The organism is Hydrogenophaga palleronii, from assembly GCF_031457455.1.
Taxonomy (GTDB): Bacteria; Pseudomonadota; Gammaproteobacteria; order Burkholderiales; family Burkholderiaceae_C; genus Hydrogenophaga; species Hydrogenophaga palleronii_A.
Map to the genome: position 1 here is coordinate 56,306 of NZ_JAVDWU010000016.1, position 21,992 is coordinate 78,297.

General features: G+C 63.4%; 17 protein-coding genes. 7 read left to right on the top strand and 10 right to left on the bottom strand.

Going from position 1 to position 21,992, the window contains the following annotated elements:
- Positions 1-178: 178 nt before the first annotated feature.
- From rpsO to J2W49_RS24770, 3 genes are all read right to left on the bottom strand, one after another.
- Positions 179-445 carry a 30S ribosomal protein S15 gene (rpsO, locus tag J2W49_RS24760; RefSeq protein ID WP_310322329.1) on the bottom strand — a complete coding sequence of 89 codons (267 nt, stop codon included), beginning with the start codon at positions 443-445 and terminating at the stop codon, positions 179-181.
- 197 nt (positions 446-642) lie between these two features.
- Positions 643-1,164: a hypothetical protein gene (locus tag J2W49_RS24765; protein ID WP_310322331.1), complete on the bottom strand. Its 522-nt coding sequence runs from the start codon at positions 1,162-1,164 to the stop codon at positions 643-645.
- 208 nt (positions 1,165-1,372) lie between these two features.
- On the bottom strand, positions 1,373-2,077 hold the full coding sequence (locus tag J2W49_RS24770; RefSeq protein WP_310322334.1) for a class I SAM-dependent methyltransferase: 705 nt from the start codon (positions 2,075-2,077) through the stop codon (positions 1,373-1,375).
- 107 nt (positions 2,078-2,184) lie between these two features.
- On the opposite strand from J2W49_RS24770, the gene J2W49_RS24775 reads away from it, so the two are divergent.
- Positions 2,185-3,057, top strand: coding sequence for a LysR family transcriptional regulator (locus J2W49_RS24775; RefSeq protein ID WP_310322336.1), 873 nt, complete (start codon positions 2,185-2,187; stop codon positions 3,055-3,057).
- A 7-nt stretch (positions 3,058-3,064) separates the two neighbouring features.
- On the opposite strand, the gene J2W49_RS24780 is transcribed toward J2W49_RS24775, so the two are convergent.
- The 4 genes from J2W49_RS24780 to tsaD all read right to left on the bottom strand — a co-directional run bounded on the left by J2W49_RS24780 (position 3,065) and on the right by tsaD (position 8,624).
- Positions 3,065-4,252 (bottom strand): pyridoxal phosphate-dependent aminotransferase, encoded by a 1,188-nt coding sequence (locus J2W49_RS24780; RefSeq protein ID WP_310322338.1) that lies wholly within the window; start codon positions 4,250-4,252, stop codon positions 3,065-3,067.
- A gap of 286 nt (positions 4,253-4,538) precedes the next feature.
- On the bottom strand, positions 4,539-5,831 hold the full coding sequence (locus J2W49_RS24785; RefSeq protein WP_310322339.1) for a branched-chain amino acid ABC transporter substrate-binding protein: 1,293 nt from the start codon (positions 5,829-5,831) through the stop codon (positions 4,539-4,541).
- A gap of 273 nt (positions 5,832-6,104) precedes the next feature.
- Positions 6,105-7,265, bottom strand: coding sequence for a branched-chain amino acid ABC transporter substrate-binding protein (locus J2W49_RS24790; protein WP_310322341.1), 1,161 nt, complete (start codon positions 7,263-7,265; stop codon positions 6,105-6,107).
- Positions 7,266-7,535: 270 nt separating this feature from the next.
- Entirely contained in the window at positions 7,536-8,624 is a 1,089-nt protein-coding gene (gene tsaD / locus J2W49_RS24795; protein ID WP_310322344.1) for a tRNA (adenosine(37)-N6)-threonylcarbamoyltransferase complex transferase subunit TsaD, read from the bottom strand.
- 98 nt (positions 8,625-8,722) lie between these two features.
- On the opposite strand from tsaD, the gene J2W49_RS24800 reads away from it, so the two are divergent.
- The 5 genes from J2W49_RS24800 (at position 8,723) to J2W49_RS24820 (ending at position 15,036) form a co-directional block, all read left to right on the top strand.
- Positions 8,723-9,994 carry a nitrate- and nitrite sensing domain-containing protein gene (locus tag J2W49_RS24800; RefSeq protein WP_310322346.1) on the top strand — a complete coding sequence of 424 codons (1,272 nt, stop codon included), beginning with the start codon at positions 8,723-8,725 and terminating at the stop codon, positions 9,992-9,994.
- A gap of 368 nt (positions 9,995-10,362) precedes the next feature.
- The gene (locus J2W49_RS24805) at positions 10,363-11,646 is read left to right on the top strand and encodes a CmpA/NrtA family ABC transporter substrate-binding protein (RefSeq protein WP_310322348.1); all 1,284 of its coding nucleotides are present in this window, start codon (positions 10,363-10,365) and stop codon (positions 11,644-11,646) included.
- Between the two features lie 67 nt (positions 11,647-11,713).
- A complete protein-coding gene (gene ntrB / locus J2W49_RS24810; RefSeq protein WP_310322351.1) occupies positions 11,714-12,664 on the top strand; it encodes a nitrate ABC transporter permease in 951 nt (316 codons plus the stop codon).
- 24 nt (positions 12,665-12,688) lie between these two features.
- Positions 12,689-13,492 carry an ABC transporter ATP-binding protein gene (locus J2W49_RS24815; protein WP_310322352.1) on the top strand — a complete coding sequence of 268 codons (804 nt, stop codon included), beginning with the start codon at positions 12,689-12,691 and terminating at the stop codon, positions 13,490-13,492.
- Positions 13,493-13,821: 329 nt separating this feature from the next.
- Positions 13,822-15,036, top strand: a complete 1,215-nt coding sequence (locus tag J2W49_RS24820; RefSeq protein WP_310322354.1) for an MFS transporter — start codon at positions 13,822-13,824, stop codon at positions 15,034-15,036.
- Between the two features lie 40 nt (positions 15,037-15,076).
- Here J2W49_RS24820 and J2W49_RS24825 read toward each other — a convergent pair whose 3' ends face one another.
- The 3 genes from J2W49_RS24825 to J2W49_RS24835 form a co-directional block, all read right to left on the bottom strand.
- Positions 15,077-15,706, bottom strand: a complete 630-nt coding sequence (locus J2W49_RS24825) for a serine O-acetyltransferase (RefSeq protein ID WP_310322356.1) — start codon at positions 15,704-15,706, stop codon at positions 15,077-15,079.
- A 374-nt stretch (positions 15,707-16,080) separates the two neighbouring features.
- On the bottom strand, positions 16,081-17,853 hold the full coding sequence (locus J2W49_RS24830) for a bifunctional protein-serine/threonine kinase/phosphatase (RefSeq protein ID WP_310322358.1): 1,773 nt from the start codon (positions 17,851-17,853) through the stop codon (positions 16,081-16,083).
- A 3-nt stretch (positions 17,854-17,856) separates the two neighbouring features.
- Positions 17,857-19,140 carry a type IV pili methyl-accepting chemotaxis transducer N-terminal domain-containing protein gene (locus J2W49_RS24835; protein WP_310322360.1) on the bottom strand — a complete coding sequence of 428 codons (1,284 nt, stop codon included), beginning with the start codon at positions 19,138-19,140 and terminating at the stop codon, positions 17,857-17,859.
- Between the two features lie 352 nt (positions 19,141-19,492).
- Between J2W49_RS24835 and nirB the strand changes: the two genes are divergently transcribed.
- Positions 19,493-21,958, top strand: a complete 2,466-nt coding sequence (gene nirB, locus J2W49_RS24840) for a nitrite reductase large subunit NirB (RefSeq protein WP_310322362.1) — start codon at positions 19,493-19,495, stop codon at positions 21,956-21,958.
- The last annotated feature ends 34 nt before the right edge of the window (positions 21,959-21,992 follow it).

A 21,992-nucleotide genomic window follows, 5' to 3' on the forward strand; every position in this document is an offset into this window, starting at 1 on the left:
AGAACACGATGCCATTCCAGAAGGGCTGGCCAGGTGCCACACGGCACACAACCCCTTTGGAATGACACAGCTTCGCTCTGCAATCGCTGCTCCGGAATCAAAAAAGTGGATCAATAAGCAAAAAACGCCCGAGCCAGCGAACCAACTCAGGCGTTTTGCGTGTCAAACCGGGTTCAAGTTACTTGCGCAGACCCAGTTTCGCGATCAGCGCAAGGTAACGCTGTGCGTCCTTGGACTTGAGGTAATCCAGCAGTTTGCGACGACGGCTCACCATGCGCAGCAGACCACGGCGACCGTGGTGGTCTTTGGCGTGGGTCTTGAAGTGAGGGGTGAGTTCGTTGATGCGTGCGGTCAGGATGGCGACCTGCACTTCTGGGCTGCCGGTGTCGTTGGCGGCGCGAGCGTTTTCCGCGATGACAGCGGCTTTGACGGATTGTTCGATCATTGAATTTCCTGCTTAAGGTACTTGCGTCCCGTCGCAGCAGGCAGATCCTGCGGAACAGGTCCGCAGCCGGCCGCCGCAACGGGCGTGAATGCCACCCACCCAGCGAAGCCGGGCCAGTAGCAACCGCGCATTATAGCGCGATGGCGGCGCGGCGCCACATCCAGTCACATGGGTCCCGACCAGGCACCTGGGGCAGATCACAACTTGTCGTAGCAACTGGTGTCTGACAAATTCATCCACGACGAGACGGCGGTGAGGGTTTCAAGGCCCGTGAAGGCGCGATCCGTCGCACCAATGCAGAGCGTGCCGTCCCCGCCCTTCTTGCCCCAGATGGCCCCGCTCTGCACGCCGTTGGGGAGCACCCAGAGACCCCAGTTCGCCGCCGCCCTGGCACTGGCATCCGAGCGGGAGAACGTGACCATGCCCAGCGGCGTGCTTCTGGCGTCGGCCGTGCCAGCGCCCGAACAGTCCCCGCTGGTATAGCGGACAAAGGTCTGGCTGTAGGAGATGGCGTTGTCGCTCACCGGCACGACCCGCAGGCGCAGTTTCAACGAACGGGTACCGGCCGGCGTACAGATCCTGGACAGCCAGTCGCCGACAAGGCTGTCTGCACCGACAGCCAGACGCTGATCGCCAGGCGGACTGGCCCCACCCTCGTCATCGCCTCCGCCACCTCCGCCACAGGCCACCAACCCGGCGGCCGCCAGCAGTGCGCTCATCAGCCACCATCTGGCAGGGTTTGGGGGTCGCATCCCGCGTCCGGGCATCGAATCACCGGTATTTCTTTTCATTGAGCTTCCTTTCATTGCAAAAATGTTGTCAATAGGAGCGGTCCAGCGCGTCCAGCCCAGGCGTGCGCTCGCACGCCCGGCCTGAGCAGGCGCGACAAAACCGGGCACAGTGCCCAGCGGAGAATGGTTTGGGGGCTCAGGCCAGCGGCTTGCGGGCGACGATGAAGACGCGGGGGTCCTTGCCTTTCGTGCCATGGCGTTCGACCGCCTCGACGTACAGGCCCTGGCGAACCAGGGCAGCCTGCAGATGCGCGGCGTCAAAGCAGAGCACCTGAGGCGCCTTGCCGATGGCGCGCATGATCGGCAGGAGCACGCGAGGCACCAGCGGATTCATCTCGTTGAGGCAGGCGGTCTTGGAGATGAACAGGCCGCCGGGCCGCAGCGCCTGCACGGCTGCGCTGATGGCACGGTCCAGGTCGTCGACCAGATGCAGGAGGTTGAAGGCCAGCACGGCGTCCCAGGTGCCCTGGCCGAACACCGGCGCGTCGGCGTCGGCCACCGCAAAGCTCAATTGCGGGAAGGGCTGGACCGCAACCTTCTCGCGGGCGATGGCGATCATCTCGGCCGACACGTCCGTGGCCAGCAGGCGACGGGTGTGCGGCGCCAGTCGCAGCGCGGTGCTGCCGGTTCCGCAGCCGATTTCCAGCACATCAAGGTCGGTCGTCAGCAGGTCTTTCACCCGCTGCAATGTGGCCTCGTAGCCTGCCGGGTCGGCAATCGGGTCGGCTGCGTACTTGCGCGCAATGCGGTCCCAGAAACGGGCCTTGCGGGCCAAGGCAGTGCTGGCGGGCGAAAGGGCGGGAGACGCGGCAGAGGCGGCGGCGGACGACGGGTGGGGCATGGCGGATGGGATGAACAGGTGACAACTGAAAACAGCAGGCGCCATGCTATCCATGCGCAGACCTGCAGGGAACTGCGGTAAATTGCAGCCCACATATACGTTTTTGCATGAGACACATCGACTGGAACCAGCTCAGGGCCTTTCTGGAAACCGCTCAGACCGGCTCGCTGTCGGCTGCGGCCCGCAAGCTTGGCCTGACACAGCCCACCCTGAGCCGGCAGGTGGCCGCCATTGAGCAAGGCCTGGGAGTGACCCTGTTCGAACGGGTGGGAAAGACCATGGCACTCACCACCACCGGGCTCGATCTGCTGGAACACGCGCGTGCGATGGGCGCGGCCGCTGACGCCCTGAGCCTAGCCGCCAGCGGGCGTTCACAGGCGGTGGGCGGTGTGGTGTCGGTGTCGGCCAGCGACGCGGTGGCCGCCTTCCTGCTGCCGCCCTTGGTGCAGCGCCTGAAGGAAGAGGAACCCGGCATTGCCATCGAAGTGATTGCATCCAACGCCCTGAGCGACCTGCTGCGACGCGAAGCGGACATTGCGATCCGCCACGTCAAACCCGAGCAGCCCGAACTGATTGCGCGACTGGTGCGCGAAGCGACCGCCAGCTTCTATGTGGCCGAAGACTGGGTGCGCACCCACGGCCACCCCCGCACGGCCGCCGAGGCCGCCACCCTGCCCTTCGTCGGCGCCGACAGAACCGGCCAGTACCTGGGGTACTTGCAGGCGCATGGCCTGCCCGTGACGGAGGCCAGTTTCAGCAGCTACGCCGAACACTCGGTGGCCCACTGGGCGCTGGTGCAGCAGGGTCTGGGCATCGGCGCCATGATGGATGAGATCGCCCGAAGGACGCCCGGCATCGTGCAAGTGCTCAACGAGGTGCCTCCCGTTCGTTTTCCGATCTGGCTGGTCAGCCACCGCGAGCTGCGCACGGCGCGAAGGATACGGGTGGTCTTTGAGGCGCTGGCGGAGGGGTTGAGGTAGGGCCTGTTCAGGCCTTGTCCAGCCACCCTGCCAGCCGCTGCACGCCCTCCTCCAGCCGCTCCAGATCGCGACTGGCGAAACACCAGCGCAGCCAGCCGCTCGCTTCCGTGCCAAAGGCGCTGCCAGGCGCCAGACCCAGCCCTGCTTCACGCACCAGCCGCTTGGCCACGTTCAGGCAGTCGGGTTGACCGTCGATGCTGAAGAAGGCGTACATGCCCCCTTTGGGCTGGGCCAGCCTGACGCCGGGCACGGCTTGCAGCAGGGGCACCAACGTGTCGCGACAGGCCTTCAGATGGGCCACCAGTGCGGGTGTCACCTCATCGCCGCGCTGCATGGCCGCCACCGCTGCGCGCTGCACGAAGACCGGCGCGCAGGATGTGTTGAATTCGATGAGTTTGGCCACTTCGCGTGTGAGCGTGGCAGGCAACACCAGCCAGCCCAGGCGCCAGCCGGTCATCAGAAAGCTTTTTGAAAAACTGTGCGCCACGATGAGGCGGTCGTCGGGTTCGGCAACGTCGAGAAAACTGCTGGCCGCGCCATTGCCGGTATCGCCCGCGTAGTAAAGCCGCTCGTAAACCTCGTCGGCCACGATCCAGGTACCGGTGCGGCGGCAATGCGCCAAGATGGTGGCTTGTTCGCTGCGGGTGAGCGTCCAGCCGGTGGGATTGTTCGGAGCGTTCAGGATGAGCATGCGTGTGGACGGCGTGATGCTGGCGAGCAAGGCATCGACATCCAGTGCCCAGGCACCCGTGTCAGCCCCTTGGGCAACCACACGCAAGGGCACCGCCTTCACTTTCGCGCCCATGATCCGGGGCTGAGCCACTAGGTTGGGCCACACCGGTGTCACCACCACCACTTCGTCACCCGCGTCAACGAGCATCTGGCTGGCCAGCATGAGTCCGTTGACCCCGCCGGAGGTCACCGCGAGGCGTTCAAACCAGTGGTCTGTGCCGCGCCCGGGATGCAGATCTTCGGTGTAGGTGGCGATCGCCGACCGGAGTTCGGCCAGCCCCAGGTTGTGGGCATAGAAAGTTTCGCCGGCCTGGAGGGACGCGATTGCTGCATCGCGGATGAAATCGGGCGTGACTTCATCGCTTTCGCCAAACCAGAACTTGAGCACGCCGTTGCGCCCCAGCCCTTCATTGGCCACTTCGCGGATGCGCGATTCGGCCAGTTGGGTCACCACATCCCGCATCAAAACACTCCTGCCCGTTGCGGGCTTGTTCAACCTAAAAACTGCAATTGGACGGACCCGAGTGGGCCGTCAGGGAGTGGGCTGGCAAGGCGCGACGACGCAGCGGGCTTCTGCCCGTAAGGAGGAGCAACGCCGCCAGCGTGCTCCCTGGCGGTTCAATCGGGTCTGTAGCGCCCTCACCCATCAGGCGAGCCCCTTCGTGGTCAAGATTCTTAGTGTTCACGGACATTTCCAGCGGATAGAGCGCGGTCAACTGCGGTTTTTAGGTTCAACGCCGATTCCAGATTCAAGGCCGCTGCATGTTACAGCTGTGTGGCTGCTCGGCCTGCTGGGGGCTGAGCTGACGGATCACACGAAAACCGTAGCCCGAGCCTTCGACATCGAAACGGGTACCGGGTGTGCCCTGCCTGTCCATGACCGCCACGGCCAGCGGCTGCTGGAACTGGTGGTCGGCGGCGCGCATGCGGGCGGTCTGGCCGGCCAGGGTGACTTCGGCCTTTTCCAGTTGGGCCGCAATGGCCGCTGCGTTGATGGCGCCATCCTTGGCCCCAGCGCGTTCGATGGCCTGTGCGAGCGACTCGATCATGAGCTGCATGCGCATGTGCACGTAATCATCGGCCGGGTTGGGAAAACGCTGGCGGAAGGACGCGTAGAAGGCCTGCGATTCGGGGGTGGGCACATTGGGGAACCAGTCGGCCACGGCGATCACCTTGCCGATGCCGGCGTCTCCCATGGCAGCCGGAGCACCCAGCGCGTTGCCATAGAAGGTGTAGAAGGTGCCGTCAAAGCCCACTTCGCGCGCCGCCTTCACCAGCAGAGTGAGGTCGTTGCCCCAGTTGCCGGTGAGCACCGCCTGCGCACCACTGGCCTTGATCTTGGTGGCATAAGGCAGGAAGTCCTTGATCCGGGCCATGGGGTGCAGTTCGTCGCCCACGATCTTCACGTCGGGCCGTTTGGCTGTTAGCTGGTTGCGCGCTTCGCGCAACACGGCCTGGCCAAAGCTGTAGTCCTGCCCGATGAGGTAGATGCTTTTCACCCCTTTGTCTTCGCTCAGCACGCTCATGAGAGCGGTCATGCGCATGTCGGCATGGGCGTCGAACCGGAAGTGCCAGTAGCTGCATCTTTCGTTGGTGAGCACGGGGTCCACCGCCGAATAGTTGAGGAACAGCACTTGCTTGTCGGTTTCGCGTCCGTTGTGTTTTCCGATGGCGTCGATCAGGCCAGCGGCTGCGGCGGAGCTGTTGCCCTGGGTCACGATGGTGATGTCGCGATCAATCGCCGAACGCAGCGCGGAAAGTGCTTCCTCGGTCTGACCCTTGCTGTCAAAACGCTCGATGACCAGAGGGCGGTTGCCGCCGGGCAGCTTCACGCCGCCACGTGCGTTGACCCGCTCGGTGGCCCAGACCAAGTTGCGGTAGACGGCTTCACCCGTGTTCGCGAAGGGCCCTGAAAGGCCTTCGATCATGCCGATGCGGATGGGTGCGGCAGCAGGTGCAGAGGCTTGAGCCATCACGGCAGAGGCGGTGAGGCTCAGCGCGAGTGCAAGAAATAAACGGCGGGTAGCGATGGATAGCTGCATGAAAAGTGAGACCGGTCTGTGAATGTTCGCGCCCCACCCGCTGGGTGGCACACCCCTGGTTTTCCAAGGTGTCGCATTGGCGACATGGGCGGGTAGTGTAGTGCGTTGCGCGCAGCACCAGGCAGATGCAGCCATGGCCCACCCGCCAGCCCTGGCCACCCTGCAATCATCCCAGACCGGCATACCCTGATCTCTCAGGGGTGTCGCGATCAAGGCAGGGACCGACATTGCAGACCGGTGGCCCGCCGTTCGCCCTGCCTGGTCAATGGTCGATCACCAGTTGGACGAGCGGCTCTTCAGCTTCCAATCGTCGCCACGCAGCTGGTAGATGCCCACGGCACCAAAGCTCTGTTCGCCTTTGGCATCCCACCGCATGGTTCCGGTCACAGGCGCGTAGCCTTCCAGACTGCGCAACGTAGCCAGCACCTTCTTGCGGTCTGCCGATTTGGCCGCCCGAATGGCGCCGGCGAGCACATAGGTGCTGTCGTAGCTGTAGTGGGCCCCGTAAGCCACGGGCTGCTTGAAACGTTCCTGGTAGCTGGCCACAAACTTCGGGCCGGAGCCAAATTCGGAGGCGTTCAGCACAGGCGAGGTGGCGGAAATCTGGTTGATCAGCCCGGCTGCCTTGATCATCGCCGTGGTCTTGATCGTGTCACCACCCACCAGATGCACGTCGGTATGCCCCACCTTGACCAGGGCCTCCAGCAGTGCGATGGCCTGGAAGTCGTTGAGCATGGACACCACCACATTGGTCTTGTCTGCCTTCAACTGGGCGGCCAGTTCGTCGAATGCCACGGTGGTGCCGTCAAATGACTGGCGCACGGTGACTTCCTTGTTCAGCTCTTTCAGCCGTTTGGCAGCGCCTTCAGCCAGGCCCTTGCCATAGGTGGTGCCTTCGTCGAGCACCGCGTAGCGGGTGGCGCCGGCCAGGCCGGCCGCGTAGGCCCCCATGGCCCTGGCCTGGAGGTTGTCGTTGGCGACCATGCGCAACGTGGTGTCAAAGCCCAGCTCGGTATAGCGGGGGTTGGTGGAGATCGCGATCTGGGCCACATTGGCGGCCGCATAGACGGGTGCGGCTTCGATGCTCACGCCCGAGTTCAGGTTGGCGATCACGGCGACCACACCCGCATCCACCAGTTGCTGGGCCACGGCCTTGCCAGTAGCCGGATCGGCTTTGTCGTCCAGCGACACCACTTCGAGCATCACGGGTTTGCCGTCGACCTTGAAGCCTTGTTTGTTGAGCTCTTCCACCGCCAGCGTGACTCCGTTGAGCAGGTCCTGCCCCAGCTCGGCCAGTGAACCACTCAGCGGTTGGGCGACACCGATCTTGATGGTGTCGGGAACGCCCGAACAACCGGCAAGCAACCCCGTGGCCACCAGGGCAGAGGCCAGCAGGCTGTGAGAAAAGTGGCGGCGGTCCATGGCAGCTTTCATTGGGGGTTCCTGAGATTGATGAATCAGAACGCCCACCTCACCATCGGTCGCGTGGGCGTTCGCAGGTCTAAGGCGATGCTGAAGAAGTCCCGAGTGGCGGCCCAAGAGACTTGCTCAGCCTTGCCTTAACGGCCTGCGGAGCTTAAAGGTGAGCGCGGGTGCACCGCCGTGCGGTTTTTCACCGGATGGGCGGGATTAGTGCAATTAATGACTCAGTAGCGCCACCACAGGTAACGACACCCGATGCCCCTATTGGCACAGGGCGGGCGCTCAGCGGCCCGACAACTCGGCCAGGCTCCAGCGCGGTTTGACGTCAAACGCGTACGGCTGATCCGCCGACTTGGCATGGCCCAAGCCCGCCTGCCAACGCATGCCGGCGGCCAGGGCAATCATGGCGCCGTTGTCGGTGCACAAGTGCAGTTCGGGGTAGTGCACGCGCACCCCGCGCTGACGGCAGGCGGCACCGAGTTGCTCGCGCAAGCGGGTGTTGGCGCCAACCCCACCAGCCACCACCAGGCGCTTCAGGCCGGTGGCGTCGATCGCGGACAGGGATTTTTTCACCAGCACGTCCACGATGGCCGCCTGAGCACTGGCGGCCACGTCGGCACGTTGCTGGTGGCTCAAGGGATCGGCCAGATGGGTGGTGGCCGGTCCATCGGGGTGCGCCTGCGCCAGCCGCTTCACCTGGGTGAGCACCGCAGTCTTCAGACCGGCAAATGAAAAATCGAGATCGCCACTGTGCAGCAGGGGCCGGGGAAAACGGAACACCTCGTCGCCCCCTTCCTGGGCCAGCCTGGCCAGCGCCGGTCCTCCGGGATAGCCCAGGCCCAGCAGCTTGGCCGACTTGTCAAAGGCTTCGCCGGCCGCGTCGTCGATGGTCTCGCCCAGCAGTTCGTAGCGCCCCACCCCGTCCACGCGCATGAGCTGGGTGTGCCCGCCAGACACCAGCAGCGCCACAAAGGGGAATTCGGGCGGATCGGCACTGAGAAAGGGCGACAACAAATGACCCTCCAGATGGTGCACCCCCAGCACGGGCCTGCCCAGTGCGAAGCCGAGCGCACAGGCCACGCCGGAGCCCACCAGCAGCGCGCCGGCCAGGCCCGGCCCTCGGGTGTGGGCCACGGCATCCACATCCTTCAAGCTGAGGCCTGCCTGGGCCAGCACGGCGTCGGTCAGGGGCAGCACGCGCCGAATGTGGTCGCGGCTGGCCAGCTCGGGCACCACGCCGCCATAGGCCTGGTGCATCTCGATCTGGCTGTGCAGCGAATGTCCCAGCAAGCGGGGCGTGGCGGTGCCGCTGGCATCGACCAGGGCCACGCCGGTTTCATCACAGGAGGATTCGATGCCCAGAATTCGCATGGCGGGAGTGTACGGGGCGGCACAATCACGTATTGGATGTGCGGCATGTTTGTTGCTGCAGGATTCCCATGTCTCCTCCGACGACAACGCCTTTCCCAATGAAATCGGGCCTTCACTTCCTGGTCGCAGCCAAACGCTGCGAAATCGACGAGCTGCAACAGCTGGCGCGCACAAGCGCGCTTGTGAACGTGACCGGGCGCCTGGTGCATGGGTTGCAGCGCGAGCGGGGACTGTCCAATTTGGTGCTGGGCTCGCAAGGCGCGCGTTTCACCGAGGCCCGGGCGCAACAGATTACCGAGTGCCAGCAGATCGAGGCCGAGCTGCGCGCCTGCCTGGACTGCATGGACACCAGCGCCACGCCCACCGGCAACGGAGCGCGTCTGTACAGCCGCATCGCTTATGTGCTGCACGGACTGGAAGCCCTGCCCGGCCTGCGCCAGCGTGTCGAATCGCTGAGCTGGACCTCCCGCCAGGCCACCGACGCCTATGCGCGCCTGGTCACCGGCCTGCTGGCCGTGGTGTTCGAGGCCGCCGACAGCGCCACCGACCCGGAGGTGTCGCGCTTGCTGGTGGCCCTGTTCAACTTCATGCAGGGCAAGGAATTTGCAGGGCAGGAGCGCGCAGTGGGTTCGGCGCTGTTCGTCACCGGGCGGGCGGACGCCGGCGAACAGCAGCGCCTGCTGCACCTGATCGAGTCACAGGAGCGCTGCCTGCAGGTGTTTGTGGATTTCGCCAGTGCCGAGGTGGAAACCCTGTGGAGGCAGAGCCAGGAAAGCACCACCCTGGCCGAACTGGAGCGCATGCGCCGCATCCTGTGCACCGCCAGCCATGGCACCGCCCTTGATGCCAGCCTGAGCCAGACCTGGTTCGACTGCTGCAGCCGGCGCATGGACAGCATGAAAGCGGTGGAGGAGCGCGTGGCCGGCGACTTGCTGCAGGTCTGCCAGGAAAAGGTGGCCGCAGCCAATGCCGATCTGACGGCCTACAACGCCTTGAGTGCGGCACCTCCGTCCGGCACCGATGGCATGTCCTTCTTCGAAGACGCGGCACCCACCCCCGGCAATCCCGCGCTGGGCATGGCGACGCAGGGCTTTGGTCTGCACCTGGAGCGCTCCATTCTTGAGCTGGTCCAGGAACAGGCACACCGACTGCAGACCATGGGCGATGAACTGGACACGGTGCGCGCCAGCCTCAATGAGCGCAAGGTGATCGAACGCGCCAAGGGTCTGCTCATGGCACATCGCAAATTGAGTGAGGAAGCGGCCCACAAGATGATGCGCCAGATGGCCATGAACCAGAACCGTCGGCTCATTGAGGTAGCCGACGCAGTCCTGGCGATGGCCGACGTGTTGCCTGAGGGGCCGCGCTGAGCGCAAACTCCGTCGTCGCGATGCTGCGGCGCACAAGAAGCGTGCCTGAAGATCCCGCCGCACCAATCTGACGCCTGGTCGGGCATGGAAATCGTCAGCGATGCATGCCAAAGAGGGGACTTCTGCGCTGGCCAGCGAAATTTTTTCTTTCAAAATCAAACAACTGGTTCAACTACCTGGCCAGAGACGATTGGCTGGCACGCTCCATGCTTTATTTTTGGCAAACGGGAGGTGCCAATGGCGGCACCGACCCCGAAGTCTTCCCAGACACAGGACAACGGCGTCCATTTCCAGCTTGCAATGCAGGCCCGGAAATGGGCGCCGTTCTTGTTTGGACTCGCGATTTTTCTTCATCCAGGAGTTTGCACATGACCGCAGAAATCACCCCCACGAACGTCACAGCCCCTGTGCAGAGTGCACCTGCAGCGTCGCGCCGGGACTTCCTGATCAAAGGCGGCGCCGTGGGTACGGCGGCCCTGTTCTCCACCCTGGGTCATCACGGCGTGTGGGCCGCAGGGTCGGATGCCCCAGAGAAGACGGAAGTGAAGATCGGCTTCATCCCGCTGACCGACTGCGCCAGCGTGGTGATGGCAGCCGAGCTGGGTATCGACAAGAAATACGGCGTGAAGATCGTGCCCACCAAAGAGGCCAGTTGGGCCGGCGTGCGCGACAAGCTGGTCAACGGTGAACTGGACTTTGCCCATGTGTTGTACGGCCTGATCTATGGGCTTCAGCTCGGTACCTCGGGTCCGAAGAAAGACATGGCCGTGCTGATGAATCTGAACCACAACGGTCAGGCCATCACGCTGTCAAAGAAGCTGGCCGAAAAGGGCGCCGTGGATGGCCCCTCACTGGCCAAGTTGATGGCGACTGAGAAGCGCGAGTACACATTTGCGCAAACCTTCCCCACCGGTACCCATGCAATGTGGCTGTACTACTGGCTGGCGAGCGCCGGCATCGACCCGTTCAAGGACGCGCGCGCCATTGTGGTGCCTCCACCGCAAATGGTTGCCAACATGCGCGTGGGCAACATGGACGGCTTCTGTGTGGGCGAGCCCTGGAACCACCGCGCCATCATGGACGGCATCGGCATCACCGCCAACACCACTCAGGATGTGTGGAAGGACCATCCCGAGAAGGTACTGGGCACTTCGGCCGAGTTCGTGCAAAAGAACCCGAACACGGCACGCGCAGTCACGGCAGCGATCCTGGAGGCCAGCAAGTGGATCGACGCCGGCCTGCAGAACAAGCTGAAGATGGCCGAAACCATTGCGCAGCGTTCGTACGTGAACACCGGCGTGGATGCGATCAACCAGCGCATTCTTGGTCGCTACCAAAACGGTATGGGCAAGACCTGGGACGATCCCGATCACATGAAGTTCTTCAACGACGGATCGGTCAACTTCCCGTACCTGAGCGACGGCATGTGGTTCCTCACCCAGCACAAGCGCTGGGGCCTTCTCAAGAGCCACCCCGACTACCTCGCCGTGGCCAAGGCAGTGAACCGCATTGATATCTACAAGCAGGCAGCAGAAGCCACCAAAACGTCGCTGCCCAAGTCGGACATGCGCAGCGCGAAATTCATCGACGGCGTGGTCTGGGACGGCAAGGACCCGGCCAAGTACGCCGACGGTTTCAAAGTGAAGGCCTGACCGACCCCGCCGCACCTGGCTCGAATCCCAGTTTTCTCTCGTCGCTTCGCTTTGAAAGGACACCACCATGGTCAGCGCCGTTTTTCATGCACCGCTGGAGGGGATTTCGTCCCCCAAGACCTCATCCAGGAGCGCCGAAATGGTGGCGCCCTCTTTGCCTTCAACTGCCATGCCCGCTACGCCACCCATCACCGCACCCAGCAAGACGGCCAGTCTCACCCGTCATCGAACCTGGGACTTCAGCTTCCTGTGGACCACGGTGCTCCCCCCCCTGCTGGGGCTGGCCTTTCTGGTGATCGTGTGGGCACTGGTGGCCGGCACGGGCGAGAGCGGTATTCCCACACCCATGGAAACCTGGGCGCAGGCGCTGGAAGTTTTTTCTGATCCGTTCTACCAGGTAGGACCGAACGATCAGGGCGTGGGCTGGAACGTGCTGATGTCGCTGCAGCGCGTGGCCATCGGCTTTGGTCTTGCCGCCTTGGTGGGCATTCCCACCGGCTTCATGATCGGGCGATTCACCTTCCTCAGCCGCATGTTCAATCCTCTGATCAGCCTGCTGCGCCCGGTGTCTCCACTGGCTTGGCTGCCCATTGGCCTGCTGGTGTTCAAGGGTGCCAACCCGGCCGCCATCTGGACCATTTTCATCTGTTCCATCTGGCCGATGATCATCAACACCGCCGTGGGCGTGCAGCGCGTGCCACAGGACTACATGAACGTGGCTCGCGTGCTCAACCTGAGCGAATGGAAGATCTTCACCAAGATTCTGTTCCCCGCCGTTCTGCCCTACTTGCTGACCGGGGTGCGCCTGGCAGTGGGCACCGCGTGGCTGGTGATCGTGGCAGCCGAGATGCTGACCGGCGGAGTGGGTATCGGCTTCTGGATCTGGGACGAGTGGAACAACCTCAACGTGGCCAGCATCATCATCGCGATCTTCGTGATCGGCATCGTGGGCCTGCTGCTCGAATTCGGGCTCATCAAACTGGCCACGCTGTTCACCTTCGAAGAAGTCAAGCATTGAGAGCGAGCAGTTTTGGAGTCCCCCATGAATCAAGACAAATACATTGAAATCCAGGACGTCGAGCAGACCTTCAAGACCAAGAAGGGCACGTTCCCCGCGCTACGCGACATCAACCTGACCGTGGCCAAAGGCGAGTTCGTCACACTGATCGGCCACTCGGGCTGTGGAAAGTCCACGCTGTTGAATCTGATCGCCGGCCTCACCATGCCCACCAAGGGCGTGCTGCTGTGTGCAAACAAGGAGATCGCAGGCCCTGGTCCTGAACGAGGCGTGGTGTTCCAGAACCATTCGCTGTTGCCCTGGCTGACCTGCTTTGAGAACATTTACCTTGCAGTGGAGCGCGTATTTGGCGGCAGCGAGAGCAAAGCGCAACTGAAGGCCCGCACCGAAGCCGCGCTTGCGCTGGTGGGTCTGACGCCCGCCGCCAGCAAACGACCTGGCGAAATCTCTGGCGGCATGAAGCAACGAGTGGGCATTGCCCGAGCACTGTCCATGGAGCCCAAGGTTTTGCTGATGGATGAGCCTTTCGGCGCCCTTGACGCACTGACCCGCGCCAAGTTGCAGGATGAACTGCTGGAGATCGTGGCGCGCACGCAAAGCACGGTGGTCATGGTCACGCACGATGTGGACGAGGCCGTATTGCTGTCCGACAAGATCGTGATGCTGACCAACGGCCCGGCCGCCACCGTCGGTGAAGTTCGTACAGTGGATCTGGCGCGTCCGCGCAACCGCGTGGCACTGGCAGACGATCCGCAGTACCAGCAGCATCGCAAAGCGGTGATCGACTTCCTCTACACGCGGCAGGCGCACGTGGAGAAGGTGGCCTGACCCACCGCCGAACAACACCGCACCGACCCAAAAGGGGGCATGCCGGGCGGCATGCCCCCTTTTGCATGCACACCCTCTGACTGGCAGGGCGACAACATCACAGAGATGGTGCACGCACAGGGCTTCTGCCATCCTGGTCATCCGCTCCCACGCCCACTAATCGGGCATGGATTTTGCTGAGTTCAAGCAAGGCTAACGAAGGCCTTTTCAGTTGCCGCCGACGGTCGACCCCGGCCCACAGGCGCACCCGTGCACGACACCCCGTCGTCCAGCCAGGACGCGGCAGCATGGGCCAAATCCTCTCCCACACTCTCTCAAAGGTTCACGCCATGGCGGGTTTCCGTTCGTTCCTGAAAGCTGGCCACAGCCCGACGCTGCTGGCTTCCTTCATCTACTTCACCTATTGCTGTGGCGTGTGGGTCACGAACGGGGCCATGGCGCCGTTCATCCAGGAGTCGCTGCAACTCAGTCCGGCCCAACTGGGCGTGATGCTGTCGGTACCCATTTTCGCTGGGGCCCTGATGCGGTTTCCACTGGGCGTGCTGGCGCAGTACATCGGCCGCAAGAACGCCACGCTGGTAGAGATGGGCGGCATTGCGCTGGCCTTGCTGTACGGCTTCTTCTATGTCGAAACCTTCAACCACTTGATCGCCATGGGCGTGTTGCTGGGGATCGCAGGAGCGAGTTTTGGCGTGGCGCTGTCGCTGGGTTCGGGCTCGTTCCCGGCCCGCTACAAGGGCCTGGCCATGGGCTTGGTGGGCGCGGGCAATGTGGGCACCTCCCTTTCAGCCTTGCTGGCACCCCAACTGGCCCAGGCCTATGGCTGGAAAGCGGTGTACGGCATGGCCGCAGTGGGCCTGATGCTGCCGGTGCTGGTGATGATCTTCATGGCCAAGGAGCCGGACGACGTGGACAAACATTCGAGCTTCCGCGACCACATTGCCTGCCTGTTCGAAAAAGACGGCTGGGCGTTCAGCCTCATCTACGCGATCACCTTCGGTGGCTTCATCGGCCTCACCACCTTCCTGCCCAGCTACTACTACGACCAGTTCGGCGTGAGCAAGGTGCAGGCAGGGCAGCTGACCATGCTCGCGGCCTTTATGGGCGCGGCGCTGCGCATCTTCGGCGGCTGGATCTCCGACCACTGGGGCGGCATCAACACCCTCACCGCGGTGCTGGTGATCATCAGCGCATCCCTCATGGCCTGCGGCCTGGCCGGCGGTTCTCTGGTGCTCACCACCTTGCTGCTCATGCTGTGCTTCGCCGCACTGGGGGCAGGCAACGGCGCGCTGTTCCAGCTGGTGCCGCTGCGCTGGCCCACCACCACAGCCGTGGCTGGCTCCATGATCGGCGAAGTGGGCGCCCTGGGCGGCGGCCTCGTGCCCAACGCCATGGGCCTGTCCAAACAATACGCAGGCACCTACTTCTGGGGCTTTGCGCTGTTCTCTGTCTTGTCACTGCTCGTGTTGTTGATGATGCGATCGATGCAACTCCGCTGGACAAGAACATGGGCGGAGAAAGGGGGGCGCGCGCGAAGCGCGTGATCTGCGAAGCAGATACGTGCGCATTCCGAGGCCGTGCGCCTCAGTTGACGGCCTCCTTCGAGGTCCGCATGGCCACCGCTTCGACTTCGGACGGTTCAAAGCCCAATCGATGTCCCAGGGCAGGCTCCGCAAAGACGCCGTGCTGCATGGGCTCTGGCAACGCGCGAAGGCGCCTGCGGGTCTTGACCTTGGCAGGCACACCCACCGCGATCGAGTTGGACGGTACGCTGCGCGTCACCACAGAGTTGGCACCGATCGCCACATTGTTGCCAATGGTGATGCGCCCCAGCACCTTGGCGCCAGCGCCAATGTCCACATTGTTTCCAAAGGTCGGCGCGCAAGGATCATCGACGCGCGCCAGGCCCACCACCACGCCGGTGCGAATGCGGCAGTTGTCGCCGAACCTGGTGTAGCCACTGATCACGATGCCGCCAAAGTGATCGATGACAAAGTTCTTGCCCACGGTGACTTCACAAGGCAGTTCAATGCCGGTGAGGATCTGCACCAGCTTGAAGTTCAGCTTGTAAACGAGGGAAAAGGGCTTGCGGAGCAGCGCCGGACGGATGCCGTAGCGCCACCGCCCGAAACGGTACACCACCATGACCCAGAAGCCTTGGGAGCCCCAGTTGCGGCCATGCGAGTGGAAGTCGGCGCGAATGTTGTCGAACATGATGGACAAAGATGGTGGAACGCACATCAGATCACAGATCCCTCAAGGCATCCCGCACACCTTGTCGCAGAAAGAAACATCGCTATCTATTTCTTATCGACGGGCGGTCGAAATATCGACGTTAGCGCCGCACTGAATGCCCGTTTTCCGGGTCGAGGTGACGACGGCAAGTCATCGAACAGTCACACACGATCCCGGCCAACAACCGGCTCGCGAGGCATTGCCGCGACGGAAGACGACACCGCGACAAGAAGATTCTCCGGCCTGGATGAGCAACGCTCTGTGCGCCAGCGCACATGACAAATGTTGCAACCCGGCAGCCAGGGGCCGATCACAGCGGTCATCTCATGCGCAACTGGGACGATGCAGTCGAGTCAGGCTTTCGGGAGAAACAGCAACCACATCACGAGCAGCGCGTTGAACAGCACGCTGATGCCCAGCAACAGCTTCCACAGCGCGGTCGGATCGCGATGAAGCAATGCCGAGGCCGGCGGCACCGTGAGCGGGCGGGATGCACCGCGCTCGAGTGCCAGCAAAAACTCTTCGGCGGTTTCAAAGCGCAGCGCCTTGTCGCGTGCCACCGCTTTCTGCACCACGTGGTCGAGCCAGATCGGCACTTCGGGGTTGTGGCGGCTGGGGGGCGTGGGGTCGCGGTAATAGCGGCCCACCTGGTAGGGCAGCACTTCGCCGTAGGGCAGCTTGCCCGTCAGCAACTGGTAGAGCGTCACGCCCAACGCAAACAGGTCGCTTTGCGCGTCTGGGGGCTCAGGCTCTGCATCGCCCGCACCGATGGCGTGGGCACGGCCATGGTGACCCCATTGTTCCGGGTTGACGAAGCTGGGCGTTCCGGCGTGCAGACGGCGCATGCTGGCGGGTTCACGCCCGCTCAGTGCGACGCCCAGATCGAGCACGCGCAGCACACCGTCGTCACCCAGGTGCAGGTTGGCGGGTTTGATGTCGCGGTGGATCACGCCCTGACGGTGCAGCATGCCCAGCACACGCAGGGTCTGCATGGCGGCGCTGACCGCGTGCACCGGGCCGAAACGGTGTTCCCGATCCAGCAATTGCTGCAGGGTTTCGCCGCTGTGCCAGTCGTACAACAGATAGCAGGCGGTGGGGGACTGCCGACGGGGCAAGGGCTGGTGCACCGCCACGAGGTGATCGGCCGCGCGCGAAGACATCATGCGCTTGGCCAGCCAGGCTTCGTGAGCCAGCATCGCACGTTCGTCGGGGTCGTGCGCGCGTGCAGGGTGCAGCGTTTTCAATGCATACAGCGTCTGGCTCTGCGGGTCGCGCACCTGGTAGAGCAGGTTGATGCCGTTGTCCGCCACCATCGCGGTGACGACAAAACCATCAATGACCTCCCCCACTTTGAGCTTGTGTGGCACGGGCAGGCTCTGCGCCACGCGATCGGCGTCCTGCAGGTTGGGGCCTTGCAGGTCGAGCACCCGCACCAGCATGGCGGTCAGGTTGTCGGTGCTGCCGGCGGCCAGCGCAGCAGCCACCAGTCGCTCGGCAGCGGGTTGGGCGCCTCCTGCGGTCTCGCTGGCCTGGGCCACACACTCGGCCAGCCGTCGCTCCGGCAACACACCGTGCACACCGTCGGTGAGCATCACGAAGGTATCGCCAACCTCCAGATCGCCCTGCAGATAGTCCACCACCAGGTGGTCTTCCAGACCCACGGCTCGCAGCAACTGATGGTGCAGGTCGGGGTGATCGACGACGTGGTCGTGGGTGAGCAGCTGGAACTGTCCGTCGCGCAAGAGGTGACAGCGCGCATCGCCCACATGGGCCAAGGTGTACGACTGCCCGCGCAGCACCAGCGCCGTGAGCGTGGTCAGGCCCAGGGCCGGATGGCGACGGCGGTTCACGCCAGTCAGCCACGCATTCTGGGCTGCAATGATGCGGTCCAGCGCCACGGTGGTGTCCCAGGTTTCGGGCGTGTCGTGGTAGCTGCGCACCAGACTGGTCACCGTGGTTTGCGCCGCCTCACCCCCCATGCCACCCGTGCTCACACCGTCGGCAATCGCAACGATGGAACCCATGTCTTCCTGCCCCGCAGGCGGCAGCATGGCAGCGCAGAAGTCCTCGTTCTTTTCCTTGCGGCCGGTCTGACAGACAAACCCGATATCCAGTTGAAAAGCCATGCGTCAGCCCATGAGCATTTGCATGCTGCGCTCGTATTGCCCCGACAAAGTTTCGAAATCATCCAGCAGGCTTTCGCTCGCAGCAGCCAAACCCTCCAGCCGCAACAAGCGGTCGCGACCGGCCGGTCGGCGCACGTGATCGGCACCCGTCAGCACCTCCTGCCAATCGTGTGCGGCCGAATCCAGGGTGCGGCGGATATCGGGTGTGGACAGGGGCAAGCCGTTCAAGTAGGCCAGGCCCTGTTCGAACGCCTGACGCGCGGCTTCCATTTCGGCTTGGTGCTGCAGCTGCGGCTCACCACTTTCCAGCACACCCAGCAGCGAGGCCTTGGCAAAACGTTGCGACAACATGCGTTGCCGCCCGGCCATGTTGAGCATGCGCAGCGGCGCCACGCTGCCGGCGCCCTCCAGGCTGGTGGTCAGGCGCTCGGCGTCCTGCAGCAGGCGTTCGGCCAGCACATTGAGCGGCGCCAGTTGGTCGGGCGCTGGTGCGGCCTTGAGCGCCTTCTTCAGCGCCTTCCAGTCAGTGACCACGTCGGCCAGCAGGTCGCCGAAGGTCGGTTGTGAAAGGTTCTTGCTCAACAAGGCCAGGTTGGCATCGATGCGCTGGGCCGAGTCGGTCTGCAATGCCAGGTGCTGTGCCACCTGCACGCCCACCAGACGCAACAACCAGTGCTTGACCAATCGCTGCGAGAGCATGCGCAGCTGACCGGCACGGTTCACACCTTCTGCAAAGTGAGCCGACTGGATGATGTGCTGCGCCACCAGACCCAGGCGCTGGTTGCTGTGCATCGATGCGGTGCGCAGGATGTGGAAGGCGTCGTTGTCAGAGACTTGGCGGGCGCTCATGAGAATGCCCTTGGCACGCTCCACGGCCTTGCGCTCCTCGAACCGGGTCGACACGTCGCGAAGTTCTTCCAGCAGGGCCTGCTCGCGAGCAAAGCGCGCCTGCGCCAGTTGCATCAAAGGGCGCAGACGCTGTGCGCCGTAGCCATCGATCACATAGGCATGCATACCCGCCTCGGTGGCGCGCACGATGTGGTCGGCGTCTCCGTCCTGCGTGAACACCAGCACCGGCCGCGGCGAAACCTCTGCCAGGGATTGGGTGGCCTTGAACAATGCATCCACCACCGTGCGGGTGTGCACCACCACCAGATTTGGTGCATGACGCACCACGCTTTGCACCAGCAAGCTGCAATCGTCCAGGACCTCCAGCACTTGGGCACCGGCATTCTCCAGGTCGTCCACAAGGCCCTGGCAAGACGCCACATCACTCAACAAAACCACCGAAACACTCATATGAATCAATCACTTGTCAATTGCTCGCGTCCACCGGCGACACCGCGCATGGGGTGCAAGCATGCCTGAAACCGGAGGGTTCGCCCAATGGAAGAAGGTTGGCATGTCTATTGCTTGATGCACGACGGGCGCAACGAAGCGTCCGCCCCGACCCAGCGTCGAGGGTTCCGCGCACAACGCCGTGCGTAGCCAGTCCAGACGGCAACGAAGTCCTGTCTGGCGCCGACTGTTCTGTCGGCCCGATCGTATCCCTACCCAATTTCCTGTTCAGGCCTGCCTGCATTTGCGTGCGCGTGCGTGGCCTGATCCCCAAAGCAGTTTCATGAATGGAGTTCCCGCGATGAAAAAAGCAAAACTGGTGATGGTCGGCAACGGCATGGCCGGTGTGCGAACGCTTGAGGAGCTGCTCAGAATAGCCCCGGACCTCTACGACATCACGGTCTTCGGTGCCGAGCCGCATCCCAACTACAACCGCATCCTGCTCTCTCCGGTGCTGGCGGGCGAACAGACCCTGGACGAGATCGTGCTCAATGACTGGTCCTGGTACACCGACAACGGCGTCACCCTGCACGCCGGGTTCAAGGTCAGCGAGGTGGACCGCATCAAGCGTGTGGTGCACGCCGTCGGCCCCAACGGCGAGCAGGTCTCGGCCGAATACGACCGCCTGATCATGGCCACCGGCTCGAACCCCTTCATCCTGCCCATCCCAGGCAAAGACCTGAAGGGCGTGCTGGCCTACCGCGACATCGCCGACACGCAAGCCATGATCGACGCGGCCGCCACCTACAAGCATGCGGTGGTGATTGGCGGCGGCCTGTTGGGCCTGGAAGCCGCCAATGGCCTGATGAAGCGCGGCATGACGGTGAGCGTGGTGCACGTGGCGCCCTGGCTGATGGAACGACAGCTCGACGACGTGGCCGGCAAGATGCTGCAGGCCTCGCTGGAAGAGCGCGGGATGAAGTTTTTGATTGGCGCCCAGACGCAGGAACTGGTGGGGGGCGAGGATGGGCGCGTGAAAGCCATCCGCTTCAAGGACGGCAGCGAATTGCCAGCCGACCTGCTGGTGATGGCTGTGGGCATTCGCCCCAACACCGCCCTGGCCGAGAGCATGCGCCTGCATGTGAACAAGGGCATCGTGGTGAGCGACACCATGCAGACCGTGACCGACCCCCGCATCTACGCGGTGGGCGAATGCGCGGCGCACCGCGGCATTGCCTACGGCCTGGTGGCGCCGCTGTTTGAACAGGGCAAGGTGCTGGCCACGCACCTGGCCGAATTCGGCATTGGCCGCTACACCGGCTCGCTCACCTCGACCAAGCTCAAAGTCACCGGCATCGACCTCTTTTCTGCCGGCAACTTCATGGGCGGCGACGGCACCGAAGAGATCGTGATGAGCGATCCCTTCGGCGGCGTCTACAAGAAGCTGGTCATCAAGGACGACAAGCTGGTGGGCGCCTGCCTGTATGGCGACACGGTGGACGGCAGCTGGTACTTCAAGCTGCTGCGCGAAGGCCGCGCGCTCAGCGACATCCGCGACAAGCTGATGTTCGGCGAAAGCAACATCGGCGATGTGGGTCACCAGGGCCACAACAAGGCTGCCGCCATGGCAGACACCGACGAGGTCTGCGGCTGCAACGGTGTGACCAAGGGCAGCATCTGCAAGGCCATCAAGGACAAGGGCCTGTTCACGCTGGAAGAGGTGCGCAAGCACACCAAGGCCAGCGCGTCGTGCGGTTCGTGCACCGGGCTGGTGGAGCAGATCCTCATGTTCACTGCGGGTGGAGACTATTCCGCCACGCCAAAGTTGAAGGCCATGTGCGGCTGCACCGACCACGGTCACGCCGCCGTGCGCGAGGCCATTGCCACGCCGCTGCCCGATGGCAGCAAGCTGCTCACCACGGCCCAGGTTTTCGCCCATCTGAACTGGAAAACCCCCAACGGCTGCGCGAGCTGCCGCCCGGCGGTCAACTACTACCTGATCAGCACCTGGCCCAAGGAAGCGAAGGACGACCCACAGAGCCGCTACATCAACGAGCGCTCGCACGCCAACATCCAGAAGGACGGCACCTACAGTGTGATCCCGCGCATGTGGGGCGGCGAGACCACGGCCGACGAACTTCGTCGCATTGCGGATGCAGTCGACAAGTACAAGATCCCGACCGTCAAGGTCACGGGCGGCCAGCGCATCGACCTGCTGGGCGTGAAGAAGGAAGACCTGGTCAATGTGTGGAAAGACATCGGCATGCCCAGCGGTCACGCCTACGCCAAGGCGCTGCGCACGGTGAAGACCTGCGTGGGCAGCGAGTGGTGCCGCATGGGCACGCAGGACAGCACCCAGATGGGCAAGGACCTGGAGCGCGCCATGTGGCGCATGTACGCACCGCACAAGGTGAAGTTCGCCGTCAGCGGCTGCCCGCGCAACTGCGCTGAAGCCGGCATCAAGGACGTGGGCATCATCGGCGTGGACAGTGGCTGGGAAATGTACGTGGGCGGCAACGGCGGCATCAAGACCGAGGTGGCGCACTTCTTCGCCAAGCTCAAAACCGCCGAAGAAGTCATGGAATACACCGGCGCCTTCATGCAGCTCTACCGTCTGGAGGGCTGGTACCTGGAGCGCACGGTGCACTACATCAACCGCGTGGGCCTGGACTACGTGAAGAAAAGGATCCTGGACGACGCCGAAGGCCGCAAGGCGCTGTGGGAGCAACTGCAGTTCGCACTCGATGGTGAGCCCGACCCCTGGTTTGAATTTGACAAGGCAGCCGTGGACACGCGCCAGTTCGAGGCCGTGGTTGCCATTGCATGAATTTCGTCACCTTGATTGCTTCGAAAAAAAATCC